Origin of the sequence: Mammaliicoccus sp. N-M50 (genome assembly GCF_022386995.1) — a bacterium.
Classification (GTDB): Bacteria; Bacillota; Bacilli; order Staphylococcales; family Staphylococcaceae; genus Mammaliicoccus; species Mammaliicoccus sciuri_A.
On the sequence record NZ_JAJNJA010000001.1, the window covers coordinates 177,517 to 202,115 of the forward strand.

Here is a 24,599-nt window from a genome sequence, read left to right on the forward strand (position 1 = left end):
CCCCTTTTCTATGTATAAAAGCTCATAGATAAATCTATGAGCTTAAAGTGGTATAATTATATAATTATTTAAACTGAGAAACAAGTTCATCAAATTGATTTTGTTCTAGTTTAAGTGATTTTTTAACAAGCGGTTGCTCATCAAACTGTTCAATTTGTGATTCATATGATGGTGTATCTTTATCTTGATAAATAATACCTGTAATCATTGATTCAGTATCTAATACAGTTTGCATTGCTTGAGATTTATTCGTATTATCATAACCTTCAATATCTGCAAGCTTTGTTAAATTTTCTTTAAACCAGTCGTACGTATTAATTTTATTATACGTTACACATGGTGAAAATACATTTACAAATGAAAATCCTTTATGTTTAATCGCTTCTTCAATAATACTTGTTAATTCTTTAATATCACTAGAGAAACTTTGAGCGACAAATGTTGCACCAGATGATATCGCCAATTCTAAAGGTGCAATATTTTGTTCGATGTTACCTTTTGGAGTTGATTTCGTTACAAATCCTTTAGCTGAACTTGGTGATGTTTGTCCTTTTGTTAAACCATAAATTTGGTTATCCATAACGATATAAGTCATATCCATATTTCTTCTTAATGCATGAACAGTATGACCCATACCAATCGCAAATCCATCACCGTCACCACCTGAAGCGATAACAGTTAAATCTTTATTTGCCATTTTAACACCTTGTGCTAATGGTAAAGAACGGCCATGTATAGAATGAACGCCGTATGAATTCACATAACCACTTAAACGGCCTGAACATCCAATCCCTGTAATAATGGCAACTTCTTCTGGCTCTAACCCAACATTAGCTGCAGCTTTTTGAATCGCAGCTTGTACTGAGAAATCTCCACAACCTGGACACCAGTTTGGTTTAACATTATTTCTAAAATCTTTAAATGTTGCCAATTAAATCAACTCCTTCATATTACTTACGATTTCTAACGCTTTATCTTCTATTTCATGTGGTAAGAACGGTGTACCGTCATATTTAGTTTGGTTAATAATTTTATTTTGATGATTAATATTCATCTTAATAATATTAGATAGTTGTCCTTGATAGTTATGCTCAGCTACAACAACTTTTTTAGCTTTGTTAAATGCTTCTTGCACAACATCTGAAGGGAACGGATGAAGTTGTCTTATTTGAATGTGATTGACTTTCACATTTTGTTGATCCAATCTTGAAATAGCTTCTTCGATTGCACCAGCTGTTGAGATAAAGCCAACATATAATATATCCGCTTCTTCATATTTTTCATTAGATTCTACTGGCTCATCTATCAATAATTGAGCTGTCTTGCGCATACGTTTATCCATTTGTTTTTGTCTGTTTTCAGCACTTTCAGAAGGTTTTCCTTCTTCATCATGTTCAACACCTGTTACGTGATGGATACCGCCTTTTGTACCTGGTAAGATACGTGGTGAAATACCTGAATCTGTTAAAGCATAACGTTTAAAGTACGCTTTATCTTCTTGTTTTTCTAAATCACCTTCAACCAATGCACCTCTACGAATTTCAACTTTGCTATAATCTAATGATTCGACAGTTTGTTTACCTAATGATAATTGTAAATCTGATAATAAAATAACTGGACATTGATATTCTTCAGCTAAGTTAAACGCTTCTACAGTTAAGTAGAACGCATCACTTGCACTAGTTGGTGCCAATACGATTTTAGGAATGTCACCATGTGTACCATAAATCATTTGCATTAAATCTGATTGTTCTTGTTTCGTTGGCAGACCAGTAGAAGGACCTCCACGTTGTGTATTGACAATCACAAGTGGTGTTTCAGTCATACCTGATAAACCTATTGATTCCATCATTAATGATAAACCTGGACCTGCTGAAGATGTGAATGAACGTACACCTGCATAGTTTGAACCTATAGCCATTGTACATGCTGCAATTTCATCTTCTGTTTGAATAACCGTACCGCCTAATGCTGGTAAACGATCAATCATATACTCCATAATTTCTGATGCTGGTGTAATTGGATATGCTGCCATAAATCTAACACCTGCTGCAACAGCACCTAAACCAATTGCATCATTCCCTATCATAAATAAATGACCTTCTGAGTCAGTTGGTTCTAATGTATGTTCACTTTGTAAATCGTCCATTTGTTCAGACATTAAGCGATATCCTTCATTTAAAGCTTGAATGTTTAAATCTACTACACTCTCACCTTTTTTACCGAATAGATCTTTTATTAATGATTCAAATACTGTCGTATCTAAATTCATTACAGCACAAGTTGCACCAACTGCGACCATATTTTTCATAAGTGCAGTGCCCAATTCTTTTGCTACACCTGTGAATGGTAAACTAACCAATTGTGCTTTACTATCTTCTGGATTTTGTGGTTTCGCTTTTTCATCTGCAATAATAATGCTGCCTTCAAGCATTTCATGATAGTTAACTTCTATCGTCTCTTGATCAAATGCAATTAATATATCTAAATCGTCACTAATAGCTCTTACTGGTTTTGACGATACTCTAATTTTATTATTTGTATGCCCACCTTTAATTCTACTTGAAAAATGGCGATATCCGTATAAATAATATCCTTGACGGTTCATAGCAGTTGCAAAAATTTCACCTGTTGATTCAATTCCTTCGCCTTGCTGTCCGCCCACTTTCCATGAAATTTGTGATTTCATTTTATGGCCTCCCCATGTAATATCTCATGTTATATCATAACAAAAAAACCCTTTTAATCCTATGAAATTAAAGGGTTTTAGTAAAAATCAGTCTAATGGACGATACTATTCAAATGGATGATCGTCATTAATTAATATACGTTGTATTTTTTTAGCTTTACCTGCACTATCAAGGTCAATAATAACACCTGACAATACTTTTCTACCTTCATCAGGTAAATTATGACGTTGCGGTAAACTTGTTATAAATCTTTCAATAACTTCATCTTTATTAATACCTAATATGCCATCATAATAACCTGTCATACCTACGTCAGTAATATAAGCAGTACCTTCATTTAACACGCGCTCATCAGATGTTTGAATATGCGTATGTGTACCAACCATGGCACTTACTCTACCATTCAAATACCATCCCATTGCGTTTTTCTCTGAAGTTGTTTCAGCATGAAAATCTACAAATATATACGGCGTTATTTTTGAAGCTTGTTCTATAAGTTCATCTGCTTTTTTAAATGGGCAGTCTATTGCTGGCATAAATGAACGTCCTTGTAAATTAATGATTGCGATATCTTTATCATTAACTCTAATAATTCTCATGCCAAGACCTGGCGCTTCTTCAGGGAAATTCGCTGGACGAACCATTCTATTCGCTTGTCCAATAAAGTCATATATTTCTCTTTGACCATAAGTATGATTACCCATCGTTAAAAAGTCGGCACCCATTCTCAAAATATCTTTATAAATTTTCTCTGTTAAACCTTTACCATGTGCAGCGTTCTCTGCATTCACAATCGTAAAAGTTGGTTTGTAACTTGCTTTAATTTTTGGTAAATATGTTTCTAACTGTTCTCTTCCTAGTTTGCCTACAATATCACCTATAAATAAAATTCTCAATATTGACATCCTCTCTATTCACTCTATATTCTAATTCAAAATAAAAAATTTTAAAAGAGATGATTATTAATTTTTTATTAGGGTATACATAATACGAGCGTTATTCAAACACATTTGTTTAGTAACGTTACAAAATCTAATAGGAGTGTTTATTTAAACATGGGAATTGAAATCCAACCAGAAAAATTTGCAGAATTAGTGGTTAGAGCAAATCCATCCGTAGAAGAAAATGCAGAAGATATCGCGAAAGACAGTTTAGAACTATACGTTACAGCATTCAAACTCGCTGAAAAATATGGTAGTTGTGGCGTAAATTCACAAGAAACGTCCAACGTTTTAAAAGAAGCATTAGATTTAGAACTGAACTTAACACGTTAAATTTATTATAAAATACTAATATCAAAAACCATCGCTATAGACTGTAGCGATGGTTTTTGGTTTGTATAATAAAAATGTTTGAATAGACGTGAGTTAAAAGATGAATAAACTCACGAGTTCTCTAATCTTGTGGGTTAATGTCTTCGTTAACTCACGAGTTCCCTAATCTTGTGGGTTAATGTCCTCATTAACTCACGAGTTTTCTAATCTTGTGGGTTAATGTCCTCATTAACTCACGAGTTTTCTAATCTTGTGGATTAATGTCCTCGTTAACTCACGAGTTCTCTAATCTTGTGGGTTAATGTCCTCGTTAACTCACGAGTTTTCTAATCTTGCGTGTTAATGTCCTCATTAACTCACGACTTTCCTAATCTTGTGGGTTAATGTCCTCATTAACTCACGAGTTTCCTAATCTTGTGGGTTAATGTCCTCATTAACTCACGAGTTCTCCAATCTTGTGGGTTAATGTCTTCGTTAACTCACGAGTTCTAAGATAACTATTTAAAATCAACACTTTGTATAATACTTACTTAAATATATAATTCACGATATTTTCAGTGGTACCTATTTTGTCATCTTGTAATAGTTGATCTGTTATATTTTGATAATCTGGTTGTTTATTTTCTAGTAATTGCCTAGCTAGTATGCGCTCATCATTACTTGCTATTTCTATTGTGACAAGTTCGAATATATCAAAGTAAAAACCTATTTGTTCTGAGTAAACTTCTGTATCTTCTTGCAATAAGAAAATGGGTTTATTTAAATGTGCATAATCAAATATCGTAGATGAATAATCTGTAATCATGGCATCTGAAATTAAATATAGTTCTTGAATGTCTACAAGTTCATTATAAAAACAATGAATTCGATCACTTAATTCACTATATGTTACTCTCAAATGTGATTCGTTAGGATGTAATTTAACAATAATTTCATATTCTTCAGGCAATTGTTCTAATAAGATATTTAAATTGATTTTTGACAATAATGCTCTTTTTTCTTTTCTCCATGTCGGACAGAACAAAATATATTTTTTATCATTACTTTTAGTAAAGAAATATTTCGTAAGCACGCGTTCTTTCTCTGTTTCGTCATGCTTCATTAAATATTCATTTCTCGGTGCACCGAGTTGAAGGATTTGTAAGTTCTGCTCTGGTTGAATGTTAAATGATGACTCTAGTAACATTGTGTTTACTGCTGAAGAGGTTAATAAGTAATCCCACTTCTTCATTCTTGGTTTAAATGCTGCGACTTGAGCGTTTCTTTCAGTTTTATCTTCTAAATCATTCAACATTCTTTTAAGTGGAAAGCCATGCCATGTTTGTACAAATATTTGATCTTTATGTTTAAACACACTATCTAAAGTATTGCCATTCACCACGACATATTTGCATGACCTAAATGTTTGATTATAAATGGTACTACCAAACCTTATAGGTATTAAATTATGATTTCTAATTTCCATATCTACTAACGCATTTCTAGAACTTACATATACTTCTTTTTCAGGAAAATGTTCTTTAATATATAATGCGATATATTTCGGATCTCCGCTAAAGTTATTCCCATGAAATGACTCAATGAACACTTTGTTTTCTGACGGTGTAATAGCATCGTATTGCTGTTTAAGCTTATCCATTTTTCTTTTTTCGTATTTCTTTTTAGCAAAATTAAAGACTTTCTCATTATTTAACACTCTTCTAATAACTGGTTTAGTCTTATATTGTTCATACAAATCTCTACCATATTCAAGCTTTGATTTTTTACGGACTTTTTGTGTAACTTGTGACTTACTTCCTGATCCTACTTTTAAACCATCCATACATGCTTTAGATGCTTCAATAAAATCAGAAGCATAGTCTCTATTAATAAATGTTGCATTCAATAACGCTACATCTTCACCTCGTTCTTCCTTTGTATATTTATTATCAATAAACTCAATTAAGCGCTCACTATCTTCTTGAATATCTTTCTCCAAAAATTGAACGGCATGATACGGTTCATATATACGTTTAAGCACACCATCTTCTCCAGCGTAAATAAATGCTTTATTTCCTTCTGCTATAGATTCTAATATAGAATAACCTAATGTTTCATACGGAGAAGATGATATATAAATATAGTTTTTAGGTTCACGTTCATTCATATGAACATGTTCCTCTAGTTGATAATAATGAATTAAATTCTTATATAAAATTTCAGATGGTCCATACCCCTTGATATATAAATGTATATCATCATACCCCTTAACATTAATGATACGATTCATCATTTTTATAACATATGAAATATCCTTTATATTATCTTCAAATCTCGCTTTAATTAATAAATTTCTTCGTGTCACACTAGGTTCTTCATTCACAATAATATGTGACGCATCAACATATTGATTAAAGACATTCTCTTTTCCATAACGTTCGATGAAATCATGCTTAATATCAATAGAACTCACTCTATACGCATCAATTGCATCAAAAGCTAAATCTTGGTTATCATCAATATATGCTAATGGCCCATGTATCTCCCCTACGACCATTGCATTTGGATTGATGGATTTTATTTCTCTTGCTAAATAAAAGAAAGTTTCTCTCGTTAGTATAACGAGATCTGCATTTACAAAATCTTCACTTGTTTTAAATTCTTCGAAACTTAAATGCTTATCAAATAATTGTTCATTAATCATTGTATTAAATTTCGCTGTCTTATCAAAAGTTTTAAAATTATAATAAACAACTTCATGATTAGCTTTATTAAACGATTTAATTAAATTGATATTACTTCTTGATGTTCCACCTTTAGCAAAAAGATTGAACCCTAAAATTTTAATTTTCATTCAATCTCGCCCCTTTGTAATTGTTTTTATCTTATAATTAAATTTTCATTCATACTAACACTCCTTATACACTTATTCCACAATTTTTAATTATTTTACACAGAATTATTTGTTAGAAATAATTAATTCTATTGAATATAAAAATAGAAGACAATCTAATATAAGATTATCTTCTATATTACAATATTAAATTCAATTTCTTTTTCTCATCAATCACTTACTAGTATATCTCTTTTTAATTGTATAGCTTGAATAACACCCTTTGAAATTTCTTCATGATTCAGCCAACGTTTAGTTCCATCATCATTTACTCGATGACCCAATTTTACCGTGAATACATTAAAGCCTTTATTCTTAAGCTTATTAATAAACTCAGCATCATCAAATTTATTTGTACCGACGACGTGAACATAAATTGGTTCAGCATGCTTATCCACACTTATATATTTCTCAATGAACTTGAGATGATTGAAATAACCATTACTATGTACCCAACTCACTATCATATTGACATCTCGTATATGCTCATCACCTAACACATTATCATTTTCATAATCATATTGTTTAAAATGTATATTTTTTGAATGAAGTAAGTCCTCTGAGTATTTATTTTGATTTCTAGAAAGTAGCCAAATATCATCATCAAAATGTTCTTTAATCCATTTCGTTGCATCCATCAGCATACCAGATCCACCAGCAATCACAATTGTCACTTTATTCACCTACTTTAATTTTAAAATTTTTTCTTAAGTATGCTTTATATAACACAAGCTTTCAATAGATTTTCATTTATTAAGTCAAATTTATCTCTCACATTTCACTTTACAAATACGAACACTTGTTCGTATAATAAAAGAAAAGATTCTACGGGAGGTGTTTGTGATGAATAAGTATATTAACTTAATGATTCATAAATTTGAAACTTACATTTACATGTTAGATAGCGTTGAACCAACTAATGATACGGCGATATTTTTAAATGGTGAAGTCATTTATAAAGAAATAAACAAAGTTGAACGCTACCTTCAATCATTTGATTATCGAACTGAGAAGTTCATTTTATTTACGGGATATTTAAAGATTTTACGCGTCATTTATCGTGATGTTTATACATCTTCAACACAACGTAATACGATGATTGTTTCTTTGAATAACGCGATTCATTGCTTAAATAAAATGAATAAGGAGCTTGTATATGAAAATCATTAATCCTGACTTACCAGAACCTTATAAATATGAGACAGATTATCGCAAAATTCCTAATCATTATCTACAACGTAATATTCCTAAAGGAAGAGGCATGATTAAATGGGCACCATTTGCAACAATGCCTCAACAATATGAAATGATTAAACAATTTATAGCCGATCAAACAAAAGTAGAGAAACCTATATTAGAAGAAACTGCATTAAATGATTTGAATAACGTATTAGCAGAGAAAATATTTTATAATCCACAAGCACTTATTAAATATTGGGAAGATGGTTATTTTAAAGAAATAGCATGTGAAATTAATAAATTTGATAGTGAACATAAAAAATTAGAAGTCATTGCAGAGGATAAGAAAGTACGATTGAGCATGGATTGTATTGTAAGTATTGAATAGTCATAAACCATTTTCTCCACCTATGCTATGATATGTAAATGGGGGTGGCATCATTTATGATAACGATTGAACGTATTACTAAAAATAATGAGCATGCACTTAAATTACCTAATGAACCATTTGAATTGTTCGGTAAACTTGTCGTTACGAGAACTGCTGATGCATGGCAATATCATGAAGTATTAACGGATTCTGATACGATGATTTTTCCTGATGAAGATTATCAGCTTGATTCAATAGATCAGAAAGGTTTTGCAATAGGTGCTTTTGATGATAACAAATGTATTGGTTTAGGTGTTTTTGAAAAGGATTGGAATAAATATTTGTATTTAAGTGATTTAAAAGTCTCTTCTTCTTACCGCGGTCAAAATGTTGCATCAACATTGTTAAATGCAGCGATAGAATTCGCAAAAGATGAAGGAATGAAAGGACTTTATACGATAGCTCAAGACAATAATTTAAATGCTAATCGCTTTTATTTAAAATATGGCTTTGAAATTGGTGGATTAAATACCAAATCATATCAATTCACACAACAAAAAGGTAAATTTGATATTTACTATTATTTGGATTTTAATGCATAACTAAAAAGCGGGACGGAAATCTTTTTAAATAAATTAGATTTCTATCCCACTCTCATTTTCACTATATTACATTTAGTTTATTTTCTTCGCTTTAAAACATGATATCAGAATGAAAGCAATAAATTTAATGTTTTAATAACCCCGCTATCGTTATGATTGATAGCGATGAGGTTTGCCTCTTTTTTCAATTCTGGATAGGCGTTATCCATTGCTACTTTATATTTAGCTGATTTGAATAAATCTATATCATTAAGTCCGTCTCCAAAAGCAATTGTTTCAGCTGGATCAATGTTTAATATGCTTTGTATTTTATGAATAGTCGTTCCTTTATTCACACCTAACTTCGTAATATCAATCCAGTAATCTTCAGATGCAATAATATACACTTCGTTGTTAAAGTAATCAATTTGTTGTGCTGTTTGTTTACATTTACCTGAAGCGTCATGAACTGTAATTTTCAAGAAATCACTTTTAATTTCTGTGAAATCTTTAATGTATGTAACGTTTTGATATGAACCATGTACAGCTTTTCTCTCTTCTTCAGAAACAGTATCTAGAACATATGCTACATCTTCTGTACATGCAATAATTGTTTGCTCTGGATCTATTTTTGTTAAAGCATCAATAATATTTAATCCTAGTTCATTTTGTATCGTTGCTGTGTAAAGAAATTCACCGTTATATTTTATACGTGTTGCACTATCTCCAATGATAAATGTATCTTTCGTTAAATCACCTACAATATTTTCAACTCTTTCACATTGTTTTCCAGTACAGAACACAAATCTAATATTGTGTGAATCTAAATTATCTTTTAATATACCAAACGCTTCTCTATCAAACTCGCTATTCCCATCTAAAAAAGTACCATCCATATCTGTAACAACTAATTTTATATCCATCTTATTATCTCCTTTACTTTGTAACTATTTAATCACATTGTATCGGTATAATTATAGTTTTTCAATAGAAAGCGTTTACTTTTTTATTTGTTTAAGAAATTGTCTCGGTGTTTGGCCATATCTTTCTTTAAATTTTTGTATAAAATAACTCGTTGTTGAAAAGCCACACGTGTATGAAATATCTGTAATCGACTTATCTGTATGTTTATTTAACATACTGACACTTTTTTCTAATCTATAGTTTAAGATATATTGAAATGGCGTTTGATGAACATATTTACTAAACAGTCGAACAGTCTCAGATTTACTCATATGGATATTGTCACTTAAATCACTCAAAGTTATTTTAGATTGGTAATTATCTTGTATATACTTAATCAATGTTTTAATACGTTGATCAAAATAGTAATGTGCGTCTGTTTCAATTTGCGACATGATATTTATCAAATGTTTCAATGACTCATAATAGCAAATTGAAATATCTAGTTTAAAATGTTGTTCTTTTTTATCAAATTTATCACCCGCTTCTTTAATAATATTAATCAACATTTGATGTTCGGAGAGATTGGGAGACAAGTAAATATAAGGTATTTTATGTGCTAATTCTAATACTTGTGTTAAATATTCCATCTCTATCTGTTTATGCATATCAGCAAGATCAATATTCCAACAAAAATATTCAGTATCAGACATACTTTCATTTATTTCATGAACAACTTGAGAATTGATAAATAACCCGTGCCCTTTTGGAATATATATCAACTCTTCACCTATCCCAACTTTAAGTTCACCATTAATGACATAAACATATTGCAAAGCACTGTGCCAATGAATGGGGATATATCCGTATAACGTTTTGTTTAAAATAGTATGTAAAATAATATGATGCCAATTTTTATAAGGATATTGAATTAATTCTTCTCTTGTTTCTTCAACAATAATTTCAGTATACAATCAACAATCACCTCAATATTTTGATATTATTACACAATATTTATGTATTATATCATGTTTTAAATCACTATAATCAATATATAATTATAAAATGAAGGTGAAACATATGGACAAGTATAATCGCATTAAAGGTATAACTTTAGCAATAGTTGGTGCAAGCTTTTGGGGATTAGGTGCTACAGTTTCTGATTATTTATTTCAACATCAACATATTGATATGAATTGGTATGTAACAGCAAGACTGCTTATAAGTGGTGTATTACTATTATGCTTGTTTAAATTAACGCATAAACAACATAGCTTGTTTAGTATATTTAAAGATAAGGCCAGTATCATTCAGTTGTTGCTATTTTCAATTTTTGGGATGTTTCTCGTTCAATACTCATATATGGCATCCATCAATTACGGTAATGCAGCAGTAGCAACACTTTTACAATATATCGCGCCAGTCTATATCATTATTTGGTATGTCTTAAGAAAGAAAGACACTTTTAAAGCATTTGATTTAATAGCCATTATTTTAACTATCGCTGGTTCTTTTTTATTATTAACAAATGGGAGTATCCACAACTTAATGGTTGCTAAAAGTAGTATTATTTGGGGAATTATATCTGGTTTATCATTAGCTTTTTATACGATTTATGTTGGTAATTTATTAAAAAAATATCCGTCAGTTCTCGTTGTTGGATGGTCAATGCTCATATCTGGTATATTTATCAATTTTAAAGCGCCTATTTGGGATATTGATATTCAACTATTAAATGGCCAAACTATTTTCTATCTCTTATTTGGGATTATTGCAGGTACAACGATTGCGTTCTTCTTCTTTATTTCTAGTTTGAATTATTTAAGTGCTAAAGAAACCGCATTTTTTGGAACAATTGAACCTGTAATTGCAATATTAAGCAGTGCTATTTGGTTAAATGTAGCGTTTTTACCATTTCAAATATTAGGGATATTGTTAATATTAGTATTAATACTCACAATATCATTAAAAAAAGGAAATACTTCCGAAGTTTAAAAATTAAAAACAACCATACTCAAACAAAAATTTTTGTCTCAGTATGGTTGTAAATCATTTATAAAAATATTTGATAAAAGTCTAAATCTAACCACTTATCAAATTTATATCCTACTTTTTCTATTTTACCACTATATTTAAATCCTAATTTTTTATGTAAATCAATACTGCCTTGATTATCACCATCAATTCCTGCAACAATCGTTTTATAGCCATTTTTCTTAGCTAATTCAATAATTTCTAATAATAACTTTGAAGCAATACCTTGTCTTCTGAAATCTGGATTTACATAAATAGAATGTTCAATTGTATATTGATATGCTGGCCAATCTCTGAAAGATCCGTATGTTGCAAAACCAGCAACTTGACCATCCACTTCATACACAATAACAGGTTGGTTATTTTCTACTTTAGTATTAAACCATTTATGACGTTCTTCTAATGTTGTTTCATCATATGTGTATACAGCTGTCGTATTCTTAATTGCATCATTATAAATATATAGGATATCTTTTAAATCTTCTTCATTTGCTAATCTAATCATCTTTCCATCCTCCTTATTTATATTTAGTATACATAAAGAATACAATCACACAAATTTATGTGAATATAACTGACATGACTGTACAATTATTTAAAAACACAAATTTGTTAACATAATATTATTATTTGAAATGTTTTTCTATCCAATTATTTAAACGTAATCTATTTGGATTGATTTGATCCATTTGTTCAAAGTCAACAACATATCCTTTTTCTTCTAGCCAACTTTTTTCAGCAGTTTGACTAGAAAATTGACCTTTTATTTCAGTTTTTATGCCTGTTACATTTGTAAACGTATCAACGACTTCGTTTAATGTTAATTCATCAGAAGCAATTTCAATAGATTGATGATTGTATTCATCTACGTTTTTGAATATTTGAACAGTTATTTTAGCGATATCTTCAGAAGGAATCATCGCAAATTTTATATCAGGTGAAATAAATTCTGGAATATATATGTTATCCGCTTCTACTTTTACAATGCGCAGAAAATTATCCATGAAAAATGATGGTTTAATAATTGTATAATTTAATGGAGATTCACTAAGCATGTCTTCAATTTTAGCTAACGCTTCGAAGTGTGGACCTGTACGATTTCTATTAACGCCTCCTGCAGTACTATATACGACATAAGAAATATTTTGTTTTACTGCCATATCGATTATAGCTTTACCTTGTTGTAATTCTTGTTCTACATCATTCGGTATAATTGGCTGAACACAATATACACCATATTGTTCGTTCATAGCTTGTTCTAAATCACTTTGATTACTTAAATCACCTTCAAATATTTCTAAATTGTCATCTTTAATATTTGCTAATTTATCATTATGTTTATTACGCGTAAATGCACGAACTTTCCATCCATCACTTAGTAATTCTCGAACGACCGCATTACCTTGCTTACCTGTAGATCCTATTACTAAAATACTTTGAGTCATCTATTTCCTCTCCCTTGTAAGAAACTATAATCCTCTTTATTGCCTTTTAAATACGTATACTCAATCGGTTCATTTCCTTGTGCTTTAATTTCTTTATTTATAAAATCTCTAACATCCCATACTAAATGAATAAAATCCATTAATCTATTTCTCATTAATCCATTTGGTGCTTCCATATTTAATGCTTTATGAATATCTTTAGGTGTTACATTCAATCCCTCAGCAATTTCTTCCTCTGTTAAATGAGATGCTTTAAAATGCTCAATTAATTCTTTGCTCGTAACTTTTCTTTGTTCTTTATTTAAAGACATGATATTCCTTCTTTCAATTCAAATTCTTTGAACTTTAACTTTATATTTCATATAATAAACGGACAGGTATCCGATTGTCAATTTAAAAGCAAGGAGGCGTCAACATGAGGAGAGATGCCGAAGAAAATAAACATCGTATAGAAACGAAAGCTAAAGCACTTTTTACTGAATTTGGTGTTGAAAATATCAGCATGAAACGAATTTCTAATGAACTCAATATAGGCATGGGAACACTTTATAGACATTTTGAAGATAAAAGTGCCCTTTGCTACAAATTAATCTCAAATGATTTTGAAATGTTCATGTCGGATCTAAACACAATTTCACAAAAAGAGCATTCAAACAAAATGATTTTTATACAGTCAATCGATCGATTTTTACAGTTCAAAATGGAACATCAAGCATTACTGAAGTGTGTTGAAAATAGTACAAGTAAAAAGGATTTCAAACAAACTGAATTCTATCAACTGTTACATGACTATTATTCAAATCTATTTAATTATGAAGACAATGAACATTTCATTACATTCAAAGTAGATATCCTATTAAATGCACTTACGACTAAAAATTATGAATTTTTAACAGAAAATAGGGAAATGTCTAATGAAGAACTTCGTAATGCACTTGTCCAATTATTTTATAACAATTATCAAGGAGACGATGAACAATGAGAAATGTACTGATTACAGGTGGAAACAAAGGTTTAGGATTTGAAACAGCGCGTGTATTGAAAGAACAAGGTTTTAAAGTATATATCGGTTCTCGCGATGAATCACGTGGTAAAAAAGCAGCAGAGGATATTGGTGTTGATTACGTTCAATTAGATGTAACAGACGATCAATCAGTTAAATCTGCTGCAGAAACAATTCTTAATCAAGAAGGACATTTAGATATTCTCATTAATAATGCAGGTATCTCTGGTGGTTTTACTAAAGTTAGAGATATTAAACCTGAAGATATGGAAAATGTTTATCAGACAAATGTATTTGGTATTGTACGTGTGACAAATCAGTTCATTCCATTATTAGAGAAATCTGAGCAACCTGTCATTGTTAATGTTAGCAGTGGATTAGGCTCATTTGGAATGGTTACAAATGAAGAAACTATGGAATCCAAAGTTAACTCACTTGCTTATTGCTCTTCAAAATCTGCTGTCACAATGTTAACGGTACAATATGCAAAAGGATTACCACATATTCAAATAAATGCAGCAGACCCAGGTTCAACCAATACAGACTTAGTTGGAGATGCAAGTAACCAATCTAAACCAGTATCTGAAGGTGCTAAAGCAATTATTGAACTTGCGACAATAGATCAAAACGGTCCTACAGGTACATTTATAGATGCTAATGGAACAATGCCTTGGTAATATAAACAAATTATATTTCAATTAATTTTAAAAGGAGTTCTAACAATGAAAAGTATTAATTTCGAAGAACATTTTGTATTAAAAGAAGTTCAAGAACAAATGAGTAAAATTATTCAACCATCAGAAAACGGTGTGCCATTAAAAGCGATGTTAGAAGCACTGGAACATCAAACTGGTTTTACGAATGAAGATGAAATTAATCAACATGACCAACGCATTAAGTTTATGGATGAACAAAATGTACAAATCCAAGTGTTGTCTTACGGTAATGGCTCACCTTCCCTTCTTACTGGTGATAAAGCAATCGAATTATGCCGATATACAAATGACAAGTTAAAAAAATATATTGATCAATATCCTGATCGTTTTCTAGGATTTGCTACATTACCTATTAATGAACCAAAAGCAGCTGCTGAAGAATTCAAAAGATGTGTGAATGAACTCAACTTTAAAGGTGCGCTCATCTTTGGTCGTCCAAATGGTAAGTTTTTAGATAGTCCTGAATTCCATACTATTTTTGAAACTGCAGAAGCTTTAGATGTACCTATTTATTTACATCCAGCGCCAATAAGTGACGAAGCATATCAAGCTTATTATCAAAGTGATCAATATTCAGATGCTACTGCTGGATCATTTGCTTGTTTTGGTTATGGTTGGCATGTTGATGTTGGTGTACATGCAATGCGTATTATTTTAAGTGGTATTATGGACAAATATCCAAACTTAAAAATGATTATTGGACATTGGGGAGAATTCACGCCATTCTTCTACGAAAGAATGGATGAAACAATTTATGCACCAAACTTAAAACATAAACCAAGTCACTACTTCAAAAATAATTTCTTTATTACACCAAGTGGTATGTTAACTAAACCTCAATTTGAAATGGTTAAAAATGCAGTCGGTGTTGATCACATATTATATTCTGCAGACTATCCTTATATTCAACCTGAAGAATTAGGTACATTCTTAGATGAATTAGACTTAACAACTGAAGAAAAAGAAAAGATTAGTTTTAAAAATGCACAAAAATTATTAAAACTTTAAAAATGGAGGCAATATAATGAATACATTAAAATTGCAAGGCGCAAACTTGAATTACTATAAAGTTGGAGAAGGACCTGTTTTAATACTTGTCCCAGGTGCTAACGGTACTGGAGATATATTCTTACCTTTAGCCGAACAATTGAAAGATCGTTTTACAGTTGTTGCTATAGATAGAAGAGATTACGGACATAGTGAATTAACAGAACCGCTTCCAGAACGTGCACAAAATCCAGACGATGACTATCGTGTTAAACGAGACGCACAAGATGTTGCAGAACTTGCGAAACATTTAAGTGATGAGCCAGTATATATATTAGGTTCAAGCTCAGGATCAATCGTTACGATGCACGTATTAAAAGATTATCCAGAAGTTGTTAAACAAATTGCATTCCATGAACCACCCATCAATACTTTCCTTCCAGATAGTCAATATTGGAAAGAAAAAAATGATCAAATCGTAGAACAAATTGCATCAGAAGGATTACAGAAAGGCATGAAAACATTTGGAGAAACATTAAACATCTCGGCAATTGATGCTAAAGACATGTCTAAACCAGTTTCAGAAGACGATGAAGCACAAAAAGCACAATACGAACATATGATTTTCTGGGCAAATTATGAAATCAGACAATATACACATTCTGATATTACATTAGAAGATTTATCAAAACATAAAGATATTATCACATTATTAAACGGTACAGATTCAGTAGGTTCATTCCCACAAGACGTTAACTTCTATATAGAAGAACAAACAGGTATTAAAATCGTCGATATACCAGGTGGACACTTAGGTTATGTTCAAAAACCAGAAGGATTTGCAGAAACTTTAACAAAAATGTGGTTATAATATCATAAAACATCGCATGTCACTCATAAACGAATGGCATGCGATGCTTTTTTTGTACAAAGTGTGATTGAGTTTATATATTTATTTACTCATGTAAATACTTAAACATAAGCTATTTCTTTACTTTTTTTCTTTTAGTAAAATTAATATTTAGTTTAGGTGTACCACTCCATACAGAGAAAGTATCCATAAGAAAAGATATCAACTGTTTTAACAGATCAACCATTATATCTCCCTCCTATATTCCACTAAATAAAAAATATTATATAATTACTATACCCTATCTAATACTATAAAACTTTATCTTCAATCAACTTTTCAATAACTCTTTTAGTATTTTGATTATCTTTAAATTCGTTAATTTCTTCATACTTATAATTATATACTTCATTTAGAATATAATTTCCATCAATTGCTTTGTTTATCTCGTCAATTAATTCCGCTTCATCGTAAGCAATTGGTCCTGGTGCATTTGATTCATTTAGGGGTGGTGTTGCTTTATAATTTTTGATTAAGTAATCTTTTTCTTTCCAATAAAATATTGGATATGCACCTCTATAAATAGCATCATATATAATAGACGAATAATCTGTAATAAAAATAATAGAATTTTTTAATGCTTCTGTTGGATTAGTATCAATAATATGAGCATACTTTTTAAAGTTTTCTTTAAAGTACTGGGCAAATTTATTATGAGGTACGATCAATAATCTATCGAGTAAACCTGCTTTTTCAAATGCATCGATTACTTCAATAATTGATTGATAGTATGAAGTTTTTTCTATCTCATTATTTACAACATACATCTCTTCCCAATATCTCCAAGTTGGCATAAATGCTATTTTATTTGCATTTTTATTAAGATATGCATGATCTAATTTAGGCAATCCTGTTTTCATAAGATCCTGTTTATCATATCCCATTTTATAAAATTCTAAAGCTTCTAAATCAGAACTAATAACACTCTTTACTAAATTATTATTTTGATTTTCTTTATAAAAACTCCTACCTTGTGGATTTTCTACAGGTTTGGCAAACATAATACCATGTTGTAAAAAGTACAATGGTGTCTTTTTTATTTTATTAGAAAGTAGATTATCAAAAGTTTTGGTTGCTATAACATGATTGCTAAGTTCACTAGAAATAAAATGATCAGCCATAAACACATAATAATAATGTTTGAATGAAAAACGTTTTAAAATATCGTGTTTATATTGCTTTCGTAAAATTTCATAACTACTAGATTTCTTATCGATAACAAATTTATTCACTGAGTTTAAATGTTCTAATTTTTTAATTGCTTCAAACATTACAAACCCTGATTCAGAAGCACTTGAAGCATCTTTTTCAAAATACAAATTTACATTTTTCTTTTTAAATTTCAAAACAGAATCAGCAATTTTTTTCGATAAGCTAATTTTAAATTGATTGAATTGATTATAAATAGGTAATTTAGGTATTGATGTAATAACCGCTTTATCAACTGCACTTATTCTTGAAATATATGATGTTTTTTTATGATTTTTTGTACATAATACTGTATTCTTTAAATCATCTAGATTATCTACAATAAGCGGATGTATTATGATTTCGTTATAAGCAAAGTATAAGTTATTATGAACTTCTTTTAATTCCTTTAGTTTATATTTGGAAACTTCAAATTCAAAATCCCCGTTATCTTTCCACTTAATTTTGGATAATATGAGTCCATCACGTGTCACAACGTTATTAAAAAGATTATTAAAATGATACTTATAATCTATATGCCCACTAAATTTAATTCCATGCCTTGTATTACTCGAATTAATATGTGAAACATTGAAAGTCGGCTTTTCAACAAGATCTTGTTCAATATTTATTAAATCTGGACTATTGTATGAAATAGTTAATAGTCTATTATTTAATTTAACAATGATAGGATTAAAATTTTGCAAAGCAATTTTTGATTTTATTTTTAAATGTTTTTCTTTAATAAGTTCGCTTATCTTTATGACTTCATTTGATAAATTAGAAAGTTCAAAAGTGTTGTTAGATATCAAATTAAAACCTAAGTTCCCTTCCAAATCTATCATCTGAACATATGACGTTTTTAACGAAAATTCCTTTTTAGAAATCGTATACTCTAAAAAACTCACTATGTGATGATATCTAATCTTTAAATAAATATAAGGTTCATTAGAATGAATTCTTTCTAATGAATCGATTTTTGAGTATCCTTTCAAAAAAATTGATTCATTTAATTCATATTTATTATTGTTCTCATCTAATACTTCATAAGCGTATTTAGTCTTTTGAATTTTAAATTTGTCATAATATGATTCAATGCTAATATCTAAACTTTTTTCTGTATTACCATTTAAATAAGGTGAAATATAAATCATGCCATTTTTAATATGAACATATAAAATCTTTTGATCGATTTCTAATATCATTAAAATGTTATCTTCAAAATTAGTCTTTTTAATGGCATGTTCTCGTAAATCTAAGTATTTTGGAGTGATATAGAAAAATTCATCGCTATCAAACATTTTAATTTTTAAAAAATCATTTGTATTTTTTTCTATTAAACAAACTTCATTAAAAATCTTTTTTATATTCATTACATACCTTCCCCATTATTTTGACTTGTATTAATTTTAATTCCAACTTAATCATTATATTAACATACATACAATTTTAACTTTATAACTTATGAATTTTACCTTCTTCTAAAAATTTCACTTTTTTAAAATGTCACATTTTAGACACAACGTATATAAATTCATTTTTCAAGCTCCCTCTCTTGTATTTACAATAAATACATGTTTATTTATTCATCATTAAGTGACTTTATAATATTTATGAAATTTTAATGTGAGCATATATTCAATAAACCACAATTTATTAATTTATTTATCTTGCCTAGAACATATCCCCAAATGTATACTACAAAAGTTATTATTTTAAGGAGACAAATTATGAAAAAATTAAATTATCTATTGTGGTTGTGTTTTTTAGCTTTGATAACGATTATACCAATGCTTTGGGGAGGGCAAGGTTTATTAGTTATTATATTTACGGGATTAATGCTTCTATCATTCTATTTCACAATTGTATATTCATATAATATGATTGTTTCATTTTTTGGATTTAAAAACATAAAAAGAGATTACCTTATTAAACAAGATAGAACAAAGTTTTTAATTTTAGTTGCAGCTCATAATGAAGAAAGTGTGATTCGGGAAACAATTAGAAATCTTAAACAAATTAATTACGATAAAAATTTATATGATATATGCATCGTTAGTGATAACTCTACTGATCTTACAACACAAATTGCTTTAAATGAAAATGTACTTGTAGTAGATACTATTAAAAATGAATTTGAACGAGAAGGTGTTGGTAAACCTGCAGGTATTCAATACGCACTTAGAAAATTAGGTTTTGAAAATGTTAAACGTCAATATGACATGATTATGGTTTTAGATGCTGATAATTTTGTTAGTAAAAATATTTTAAAAGAAGTTAATTCACAATTTATTACTAAAGGTAGACCAACAGCAATTCAAACTTATCTTGATAGTAAAAACTACTCTAAATTTATGAGTTTAGCCTACTCAGTTGTATTTTGGACAAATAATCGATTTATGCAATTAGCAAAATATAAATTAAACTTACCTAATTCAATTGGTGGTACAGGATTTTTTGTGAAAACAGATTGGCTAATTGATAAAGGCGGTTTCAAATTTGATTCACTTACTGAAGATTTAGAAATGGAAATTGAGATTATCAATGATGGCGGACGTATATTATGGAATGACCATGCGTCTATTTATGATGAAAAGCCAGAAAAAACAAAAGTAAGTATGGTACAAAGACATAGATGGATAAAAGGTCATTGGTACGTTGCTTTCAAACAAATTTTGCCATTAACTAAGAAATTTATTATGACTTTAAATATTAAATACTTAGACAAAATATTCTTCTTAATGAGTATGGGTAAAGCATTTCATATACTCTTAATATTTTTAGTGCTCATCATTAATATTATATTATTAACCCATCATCACATGTTGGTATCAACATTAGCAGCTTTGAATATTTTAGGTGCATTGCATTTATTGAATGATTACATGTTTTATATTACAGGAATAAACGCATTACTTATTATTTATAGTTTCGTCATATTACCTTTGTATAGTGTCTATGCAAAACTTAGAAATATTAATCCAATCAAAATTGTACTATCTTTACAATGGTTTATGATAACTGATTTTATCGTACAATTATTCGGTTTATTTACATGGCCAAATCAACAAACTTGGATTAGAACACCCCACTCTAAAGTTAGTATAGAAACAAGTGAAGAAGCTTACCAAACACCAGGTATTTATGAACACGATAACCAACCTGCAATACAAGTCCCTGAAGTTGGTTTAAATACAAGTAATCATATTGTAGAGCAACATAAATAAACATACAAAATTCACTTTGATGATGTAACCTTGTATGTTTTATTTTTCATTCTTTACTACTTCATATTTTGTTTTAACTGAATATACTACTCTTCTCATAGAAAAAACACCTTCGTATAAAATCATTTTAGTATGAATTCAACGAAAGTGTTTTTTTATTTTCTTTTGACTATATACTATATTTTATCATTTATTGATTTAAAAGTTGTATCCCTAATCAATTTTATAGTTTGAGTATTTTTTTGATTTACGTAGCGCTAAATACGCACCAAAACATGCTAGAATAACACCTACAACTAAATTAACACTGAGTCTAGACTCACCCATAATAACGCTAGCCATACCACCTATCGCTGGAAACATTGCTACCATATATCCACTTTCAGCTGCACCAATGTTACTTATTAGTTTCAAGTAAAACAACCAGGCAAAGAAAGAAGCAAAAACCGATAAATAAATTAAACCAATCCAAAAGTTCAACTCATTTGGTATTTCATATACACTACCTTTTATTAATGTATAAATTATCATAAAAGCCACTGCACTAAACATACCAATTACATTAGAAATCACTGGATTAATATTTTTTTGACTATTATAAAAAGATAATACATCGCCAATAGATGTTACAACTGTACCTAATACTGCAAATGAAATACCTATAATAAACTTTGGTGTTAAATTATTTATATCTGGATAAATTATTACAACCACACTGATAAGACCTAGTAATCCACCCAAATAAATTCTCTTAGCTATTTTTGTTTTAAATACTATGCTTATAAATATTGGTGTTAATATAGCTTTCATAGAAAACAATAAAGTAACTATTGCTGCTGAACTGTAAAATGTTCCATAATATAAAAGCAAGTAACTTAAAGTGAAATTACACAATCCAAAACCTATAACAGAAAATAAATTAACCTGCATAAAATTTATTTTTTTATATAACAAAAAGAATAAAATTAAAAATAACAAAAAAGCAATAGCTGATCTATATAATAATGAAATTTCTAAAGCGACACTATTCCCTTGTATTTTTACTGCAATAAAGTTCAAACCCCACACAAACATACAAAACAAATACATCAAATAATTCATAATATCTCTTGTCCACGCTTAATATCAAGTTTATCAAAAACGTAAACAAGCGATTCAACTAATAAATCAATTTGTTCATCTGTATGATTAGGCGTTACATTAATTCTGAATCGTTCTGTACCTTTTTCAACAGTTGGAGCATTAATTGCTTGGACATATATACCAAAATCTTCTAAAAGCATTTTAGCAGCATCTTTACACTTTTGAGAATCCCCTATTATTACAGGAAGAATATGCGTACTACTTTCTTCTAAAACTTCTATACCATTTAATTTTAATTTTTCTCTGAGTTTTCTTGTTTTACTATGTAGTTTATTTCTCTCTCCATCATTTTTCCTCACAATTTTTATACTCTTAAGGCATCCTGCTACAATTGCTGGAGGAAGGGCAGTAGTAAAAATAAAACCTGATGAGTATGACCTAATAACATCAATCAGCCATTTTTCTCCTGCTATATAGCCCCCTATTATTCCAATACCTTTTGCCATTGTTGATTGAATAACATCAATATCTGCTTGAACACCCAATAGATCTGAGTATCCTTTCCCTTCACTACCATACATACCAATAGCATGTACTTCATCTAAAAAAGTAAGTGAATTATATTCTTTTGCCAGTTTTACTATTTCTCTAATAGGAGCTACATCTCCATCCATTGAATAAACAGACTCAAAAACTATTAATTTTGGTATGTTTATATCATATTCACTTAGTAATTCGCCTAAATGGTTAATATCATTATGATTAAAAATTTTAACTTCATTTTTAACGCTTCTCAATGCATTGATTATTGAAGCGTGATTTTTGGCATCTGAAAATACAATCATTTCAGGGAATGTTCTCAATAATCCTTGTAAAGCAGCATCATTAGAAGAATATCCAGTTGGAAATATTAAAGAACTTTCTTTTTGGTGCCAGTCACACAATTCTTCTTCAATTAATTTAAAATACTTATGACTTCCACCAATATTTCTGGAGCCGCCTGCACCAGCTCCAAAAGAATCAAGAGCTACTTTCATCGCAGTTATTACTTCTGAAATTTGAGACATTCCTAAATAATCATTACTACAAAAAACTATAACCTCATTACCATTCTCATTTTTAGCTAAGGGATATTTTGAAGATACTCTATTAATTTCTATAAATTCTCTATAATTCCCACTATCTTTCAACTCTGAAATTTTATTATAAAATAGTTCTTTATACATAACCAATTCCCCTTTATCATTAATCCTTAAATAATATATCAATTTATAACATAATATCCATTTATTAACAATTAATGGTATGCTAATATTTTAATTCAATCTAAAATTCAATTCAATAGTTCTTTTCAAAATAAGATAAGAATTCTCATCAAATTTAAACTAGGAGATTATGGAAATAGAAAATCTACTTTGTTCGTATAATTTAATTGCAGTTTTTGATTTTAGTTAGGAATACATAATAGATGGGAATTACATCTCAAACTTTCTTTTGAAAACAGATAAATAAACTTTAGTAGGATGAAAGGTTTGATCAGTTAATAGCGATTTAAAATGTTTAGGTCATAAAATAAGAAAGTTTTTTATATTGTCATTACTTACATGTGTATTTACTTTTATAATCACGTTGTTAATTACTGAATTAACAATGCCTTTACTATAGAATGACAAGGATACCATTATAAAATATAATTACTTTTAATTTCATCAGTTTTCTGGACATTATTAACAATCGTAAATACTATACGCGTTCTAAAAAAGAAATAAATTAAATTCTTTCATGGATTTTGACATTTTTTTCATAAATAAAAAAATATTTCTATATACCTATCATTGATATCAAAATAGATACTTATATAGAAATAGTCCTAATTATAAAAGAAATATCTCAATTTACAACTAATATTATAGCTATAAGGAGGAGTAATATGAACAAAAAAGTTGTTTATTCATATTTTTTCTATTTTAAGGTTCTATACTTTATTCCAAGGTATTACCATTTTAATTTCAAATAATTTGTTTTTAGCTACTCAAGATACTTCAAAAGACATATTTCCATACATAATATTTATACTAATTATTCTTTGTATATCTTATAAATATAGAGGTAAAAATATTTATATTTTTTAATCATC

At 29.2% G+C, this 24,599-nt stretch carries 23 protein-coding genes; 10 read left to right on the forward strand and 13 right to left on the reverse strand.

Annotated elements, in window-relative coordinates; all coding sequences use genetic code 11:
- Nucleotides 1-64: 64 nt before the first annotated feature.
- From LQ622_RS00840 to LQ622_RS00850, 3 genes are all read right to left on the reverse strand, one after another.
- Entirely contained in the window at nucleotides 65-931 is an 867-nt protein-coding gene (locus tag LQ622_RS00840) for a 2-oxoacid:ferredoxin oxidoreductase subunit beta (protein WP_239762362.1), read from the reverse strand.
- Complete coding sequence (locus LQ622_RS00845) at nucleotides 932-2,689, reverse strand: 2-oxoacid:acceptor oxidoreductase subunit alpha (protein ID WP_126477442.1); 1,758 nt, start codon at nucleotides 2,687-2,689, stop codon at nucleotides 932-934. It abuts the gene before it with no gap.
- A gap of 105 nt (nucleotides 2,690-2,794) precedes the next feature.
- Entirely contained in the window at nucleotides 2,795-3,586 is a 792-nt protein-coding gene (locus tag LQ622_RS00850) for a TIGR00282 family metallophosphoesterase (protein ID WP_037587854.1), read from the reverse strand.
- Nucleotides 3,587-3,745: 159 nt separating this feature from the next.
- Here LQ622_RS00850 and LQ622_RS00855 point away from each other — a divergent pair, with 159 nt between their 5' ends.
- Nucleotides 3,746-3,964, forward strand: a complete 219-nt coding sequence (locus LQ622_RS00855; RefSeq protein ID WP_025905597.1) for a hypothetical protein — start codon at nucleotides 3,746-3,748, stop codon at nucleotides 3,962-3,964.
- A gap of 526 nt (nucleotides 3,965-4,490) precedes the next feature.
- On the opposite strand, the gene LQ622_RS00860 is transcribed toward LQ622_RS00855, so the two are convergent.
- Together LQ622_RS00860 and LQ622_RS00865 are read right to left on the reverse strand one after the other, a co-directional pair.
- Nucleotides 4,491-6,797 (reverse strand): CDP-glycerol glycerophosphotransferase family protein, encoded by a 2,307-nt coding sequence (locus tag LQ622_RS00860; protein WP_239774535.1) that lies wholly within the window; start codon nucleotides 6,795-6,797, stop codon nucleotides 4,491-4,493.
- 209 nt (nucleotides 6,798-7,006) lie between these two features.
- A complete protein-coding gene (locus LQ622_RS00865) occupies nucleotides 7,007-7,510 on the reverse strand; it encodes a Rossmann-fold NAD(P)-binding domain-containing protein (RefSeq protein ID WP_239774537.1) in 504 nt (167 codons plus the stop codon).
- 169 nt (nucleotides 7,511-7,679) lie between these two features.
- Between LQ622_RS00865 and LQ622_RS00870 the strand changes: the two genes are divergently transcribed.
- Genes LQ622_RS00870 through LQ622_RS00880 form a run of 3 tightly spaced genes read left to right on the forward strand, consistent with a single transcriptional unit; the run spans nucleotide 7,680 to nucleotide 8,987 of the window.
- A complete protein-coding gene (locus tag LQ622_RS00870) occupies nucleotides 7,680-8,006 on the forward strand; it encodes a hypothetical protein (RefSeq protein WP_232180542.1) in 327 nt (108 codons plus the stop codon).
- Nucleotides 7,993-8,403 carry a YolD-like family protein gene (locus LQ622_RS00875; RefSeq protein ID WP_065381131.1) on the forward strand — a complete coding sequence of 137 codons (411 nt, stop codon included), beginning with the start codon at nucleotides 7,993-7,995 and terminating at the stop codon, nucleotides 8,401-8,403. Before LQ622_RS00870 ends, LQ622_RS00875 begins: the two co-directional genes overlap by 14 nt.
- 56 nt (nucleotides 8,404-8,459) lie before the next feature.
- A complete protein-coding gene (locus LQ622_RS00880) occupies nucleotides 8,460-8,987 on the forward strand; it encodes a GNAT family N-acetyltransferase (protein ID WP_037587845.1) in 528 nt (175 codons plus the stop codon).
- Between the two features lie 104 nt (nucleotides 8,988-9,091).
- Here the strand turns inward: LQ622_RS00880 and LQ622_RS00885 are convergent, their stop codons facing one another.
- Both LQ622_RS00885 and LQ622_RS00890 read right to left on the reverse strand, forming a co-directional pair.
- Nucleotides 9,092-9,889 carry a Cof-type HAD-IIB family hydrolase gene (locus LQ622_RS00885; protein ID WP_037587844.1) on the reverse strand — a complete coding sequence of 266 codons (798 nt, stop codon included), beginning with the start codon at nucleotides 9,887-9,889 and terminating at the stop codon, nucleotides 9,092-9,094.
- A 75-nt stretch (nucleotides 9,890-9,964) separates the two neighbouring features.
- Nucleotides 9,965-10,843: an AraC family transcriptional regulator gene (locus LQ622_RS00890; protein WP_239774539.1), complete on the reverse strand. Its 879-nt coding sequence runs from the start codon at nucleotides 10,841-10,843 to the stop codon at nucleotides 9,965-9,967.
- A 106-nt stretch (nucleotides 10,844-10,949) separates the two neighbouring features.
- Here LQ622_RS00890 and LQ622_RS00895 point away from each other — a divergent pair, with 106 nt between their 5' ends.
- On the forward strand, nucleotides 10,950-11,864 hold the full coding sequence (locus tag LQ622_RS00895; RefSeq protein ID WP_239774541.1) for a DMT family transporter: 915 nt from the start codon (nucleotides 10,950-10,952) through the stop codon (nucleotides 11,862-11,864).
- A 58-nt stretch (nucleotides 11,865-11,922) separates the two neighbouring features.
- Here the strand turns inward: LQ622_RS00895 and LQ622_RS00900 are convergent, their stop codons facing one another.
- From LQ622_RS00900 to LQ622_RS00910, 3 genes are all read right to left on the reverse strand, one after another.
- Entirely contained in the window at nucleotides 11,923-12,408 is a 486-nt protein-coding gene (locus tag LQ622_RS00900) for a GNAT family N-acetyltransferase (RefSeq protein ID WP_196307401.1), read from the reverse strand.
- Between the two features lie 121 nt (nucleotides 12,409-12,529).
- Nucleotides 12,530-13,348, reverse strand: coding sequence for an NmrA/HSCARG family protein (locus tag LQ622_RS00905; protein WP_239774550.1), 819 nt, complete (start codon nucleotides 13,346-13,348; stop codon nucleotides 12,530-12,532).
- A complete protein-coding gene (locus LQ622_RS00910) occupies nucleotides 13,345-13,659 on the reverse strand; it encodes a DUF2316 family protein (RefSeq protein ID WP_191835506.1) in 315 nt (104 codons plus the stop codon). The genes LQ622_RS00905 and LQ622_RS00910 overlap by 4 nt, the downstream gene beginning before the upstream one ends.
- 104 nt (nucleotides 13,660-13,763) lie before the next feature.
- Between LQ622_RS00910 and LQ622_RS00915 the strand changes: the two genes are divergently transcribed.
- From LQ622_RS00915 to LQ622_RS00930, 4 genes are read left to right on the forward strand one after another with little or no spacing between them, the layout of a single operon-like run.
- Nucleotides 13,764-14,330: a TetR/AcrR family transcriptional regulator gene (locus LQ622_RS00915; RefSeq protein ID WP_239774552.1), complete on the forward strand. Its 567-nt coding sequence runs from the start codon at nucleotides 13,764-13,766 to the stop codon at nucleotides 14,328-14,330.
- Nucleotides 14,327-15,028 (forward strand): SDR family NAD(P)-dependent oxidoreductase, encoded by a 702-nt coding sequence (locus LQ622_RS00920; RefSeq protein ID WP_239774553.1) that lies wholly within the window; start codon nucleotides 14,327-14,329, stop codon nucleotides 15,026-15,028. Before LQ622_RS00915 ends, LQ622_RS00920 begins: the two co-directional genes overlap by 4 nt.
- A gap of 45 nt (nucleotides 15,029-15,073) precedes the next feature.
- A complete protein-coding gene (locus LQ622_RS00925) occupies nucleotides 15,074-16,075 on the forward strand; it encodes an amidohydrolase family protein (RefSeq protein WP_239774554.1) in 1,002 nt (333 codons plus the stop codon).
- Between the two features lie 16 nt (nucleotides 16,076-16,091).
- Nucleotides 16,092-16,925, forward strand: a complete 834-nt coding sequence (locus LQ622_RS00930) for an alpha/beta fold hydrolase (RefSeq protein WP_239774555.1) — start codon at nucleotides 16,092-16,094, stop codon at nucleotides 16,923-16,925.
- A 290-nt stretch (nucleotides 16,926-17,215) separates the two neighbouring features.
- Here LQ622_RS00930 and LQ622_RS00935 read toward each other — a convergent pair whose 3' ends face one another.
- Nucleotides 17,216-19,525: a CDP-glycerol glycerophosphotransferase family protein gene (locus LQ622_RS00935; protein ID WP_239774556.1), complete on the reverse strand. Its 2,310-nt coding sequence runs from the start codon at nucleotides 19,523-19,525 to the stop codon at nucleotides 17,216-17,218.
- Nucleotides 19,526-19,882: 357 nt separating this feature from the next.
- On the opposite strand from LQ622_RS00935, the gene LQ622_RS00940 reads away from it, so the two are divergent.
- Nucleotides 19,883-21,379, forward strand: a complete 1,497-nt coding sequence (locus LQ622_RS00940; protein ID WP_239774557.1) for a glycosyltransferase family 2 protein — start codon at nucleotides 19,883-19,885, stop codon at nucleotides 21,377-21,379.
- Nucleotides 21,380-21,592: 213 nt separating this feature from the next.
- Here the strand turns inward: LQ622_RS00940 and LQ622_RS00945 are convergent, their stop codons facing one another.
- Together LQ622_RS00945 and hemA are read right to left on the reverse strand one after the other, a co-directional pair.
- Nucleotides 21,593-22,480, reverse strand: coding sequence for a DMT family transporter (locus LQ622_RS00945; RefSeq protein WP_239774558.1), 888 nt, complete (start codon nucleotides 22,478-22,480; stop codon nucleotides 21,593-21,595).
- The gene (gene hemA, locus LQ622_RS00950) at nucleotides 22,477-23,688 is read right to left on the reverse strand and encodes a 5-aminolevulinate synthase (RefSeq protein WP_239774559.1); all 1,212 of its coding nucleotides are present in this window, start codon (nucleotides 23,686-23,688) and stop codon (nucleotides 22,477-22,479) included. The genes LQ622_RS00945 and hemA overlap by 4 nt, the downstream gene beginning before the upstream one ends.
- Between the last annotated feature and the right edge of the window lie 911 nt (nucleotides 23,689-24,599).

Bases quoted from the DNA above. Each gene is read 5' to 3' on its own strand.
- LQ622_RS00845 (WP_126477442.1), bottom strand. From the start codon at position 2,689: ATGAAATCACAAATTTCATGGAAAGTGGGCGGACAGCAAGGCGAAGGA.
- LQ622_RS00855 (WP_025905597.1), top strand. From the start codon at position 3,746: ATGGGAATTGAAATCCAACCAGAAAAATTTGCAGAATTAGTGGTTAGA.
- LQ622_RS00860 (WP_239774535.1), bottom strand. From the start codon at position 6,797: ATGAAAATTAAAATTTTAGGGTTCAATCTTTTTGCTAAAGGTGGAACA.
- LQ622_RS00870 (WP_232180542.1), top strand. From the start codon at position 7,680: ATGAATAAGTATATTAACTTAATGATTCATAAATTTGAAACTTACATT.
- LQ622_RS00875 (WP_065381131.1), top strand. From the start codon at position 7,993: ATGAAAATCATTAATCCTGACTTACCAGAACCTTATAAATATGAGACA.
- LQ622_RS00880 (WP_037587845.1), top strand. From the start codon at position 8,460: ATGATAACGATTGAACGTATTACTAAAAATAATGAGCATGCACTTAAA.
- LQ622_RS00885 (WP_037587844.1), bottom strand. From the start codon at position 9,889: ATGGATATAAAATTAGTTGTTACAGATATGGATGGTACTTTTTTAGAT.
- LQ622_RS00895 (WP_239774541.1), top strand. From the start codon at position 10,950: ATGGACAAGTATAATCGCATTAAAGGTATAACTTTAGCAATAGTTGGT.
- LQ622_RS00900 (WP_196307401.1), bottom strand. From the start codon at position 12,408: ATGATTAGATTAGCAAATGAAGAAGATTTAAAAGATATCCTATATATT.
- LQ622_RS00905 (WP_239774550.1), bottom strand. From the start codon at position 13,348: ATGACTCAAAGTATTTTAGTAATAGGATCTACAGGTAAGCAAGGTAAT.
- LQ622_RS00910 (WP_191835506.1), bottom strand. From the start codon at position 13,659: ATGTCTTTAAATAAAGAACAAAGAAAAGTTACGAGCAAAGAATTAATT.
- LQ622_RS00915 (WP_239774552.1), top strand. From the start codon at position 13,764: ATGAGGAGAGATGCCGAAGAAAATAAACATCGTATAGAAACGAAAGCT.
- LQ622_RS00920 (WP_239774553.1), top strand. From the start codon at position 14,327: ATGAGAAATGTACTGATTACAGGTGGAAACAAAGGTTTAGGATTTGAA.
- LQ622_RS00925 (WP_239774554.1), top strand. From the start codon at position 15,074: ATGAAAAGTATTAATTTCGAAGAACATTTTGTATTAAAAGAAGTTCAA.
- LQ622_RS00930 (WP_239774555.1), top strand. From the start codon at position 16,092: ATGAATACATTAAAATTGCAAGGCGCAAACTTGAATTACTATAAAGTT.
- LQ622_RS00935 (WP_239774556.1), bottom strand. From the start codon at position 19,525: ATGAATATAAAAAAGATTTTTAATGAAGTTTGTTTAATAGAAAAAAAT.
- LQ622_RS00940 (WP_239774557.1), top strand. From the start codon at position 19,883: ATGAAAAAATTAAATTATCTATTGTGGTTGTGTTTTTTAGCTTTGATA.
- LQ622_RS00945 (WP_239774558.1), bottom strand. From the start codon at position 22,480: ATGAATTATTTGATGTATTTGTTTTGTATGTTTGTGTGGGGTTTGAAC.
- hemA (WP_239774559.1), bottom strand. From the start codon at position 23,688: ATGTATAAAGAACTATTTTATAATAAAATTTCAGAGTTGAAAGATAGT.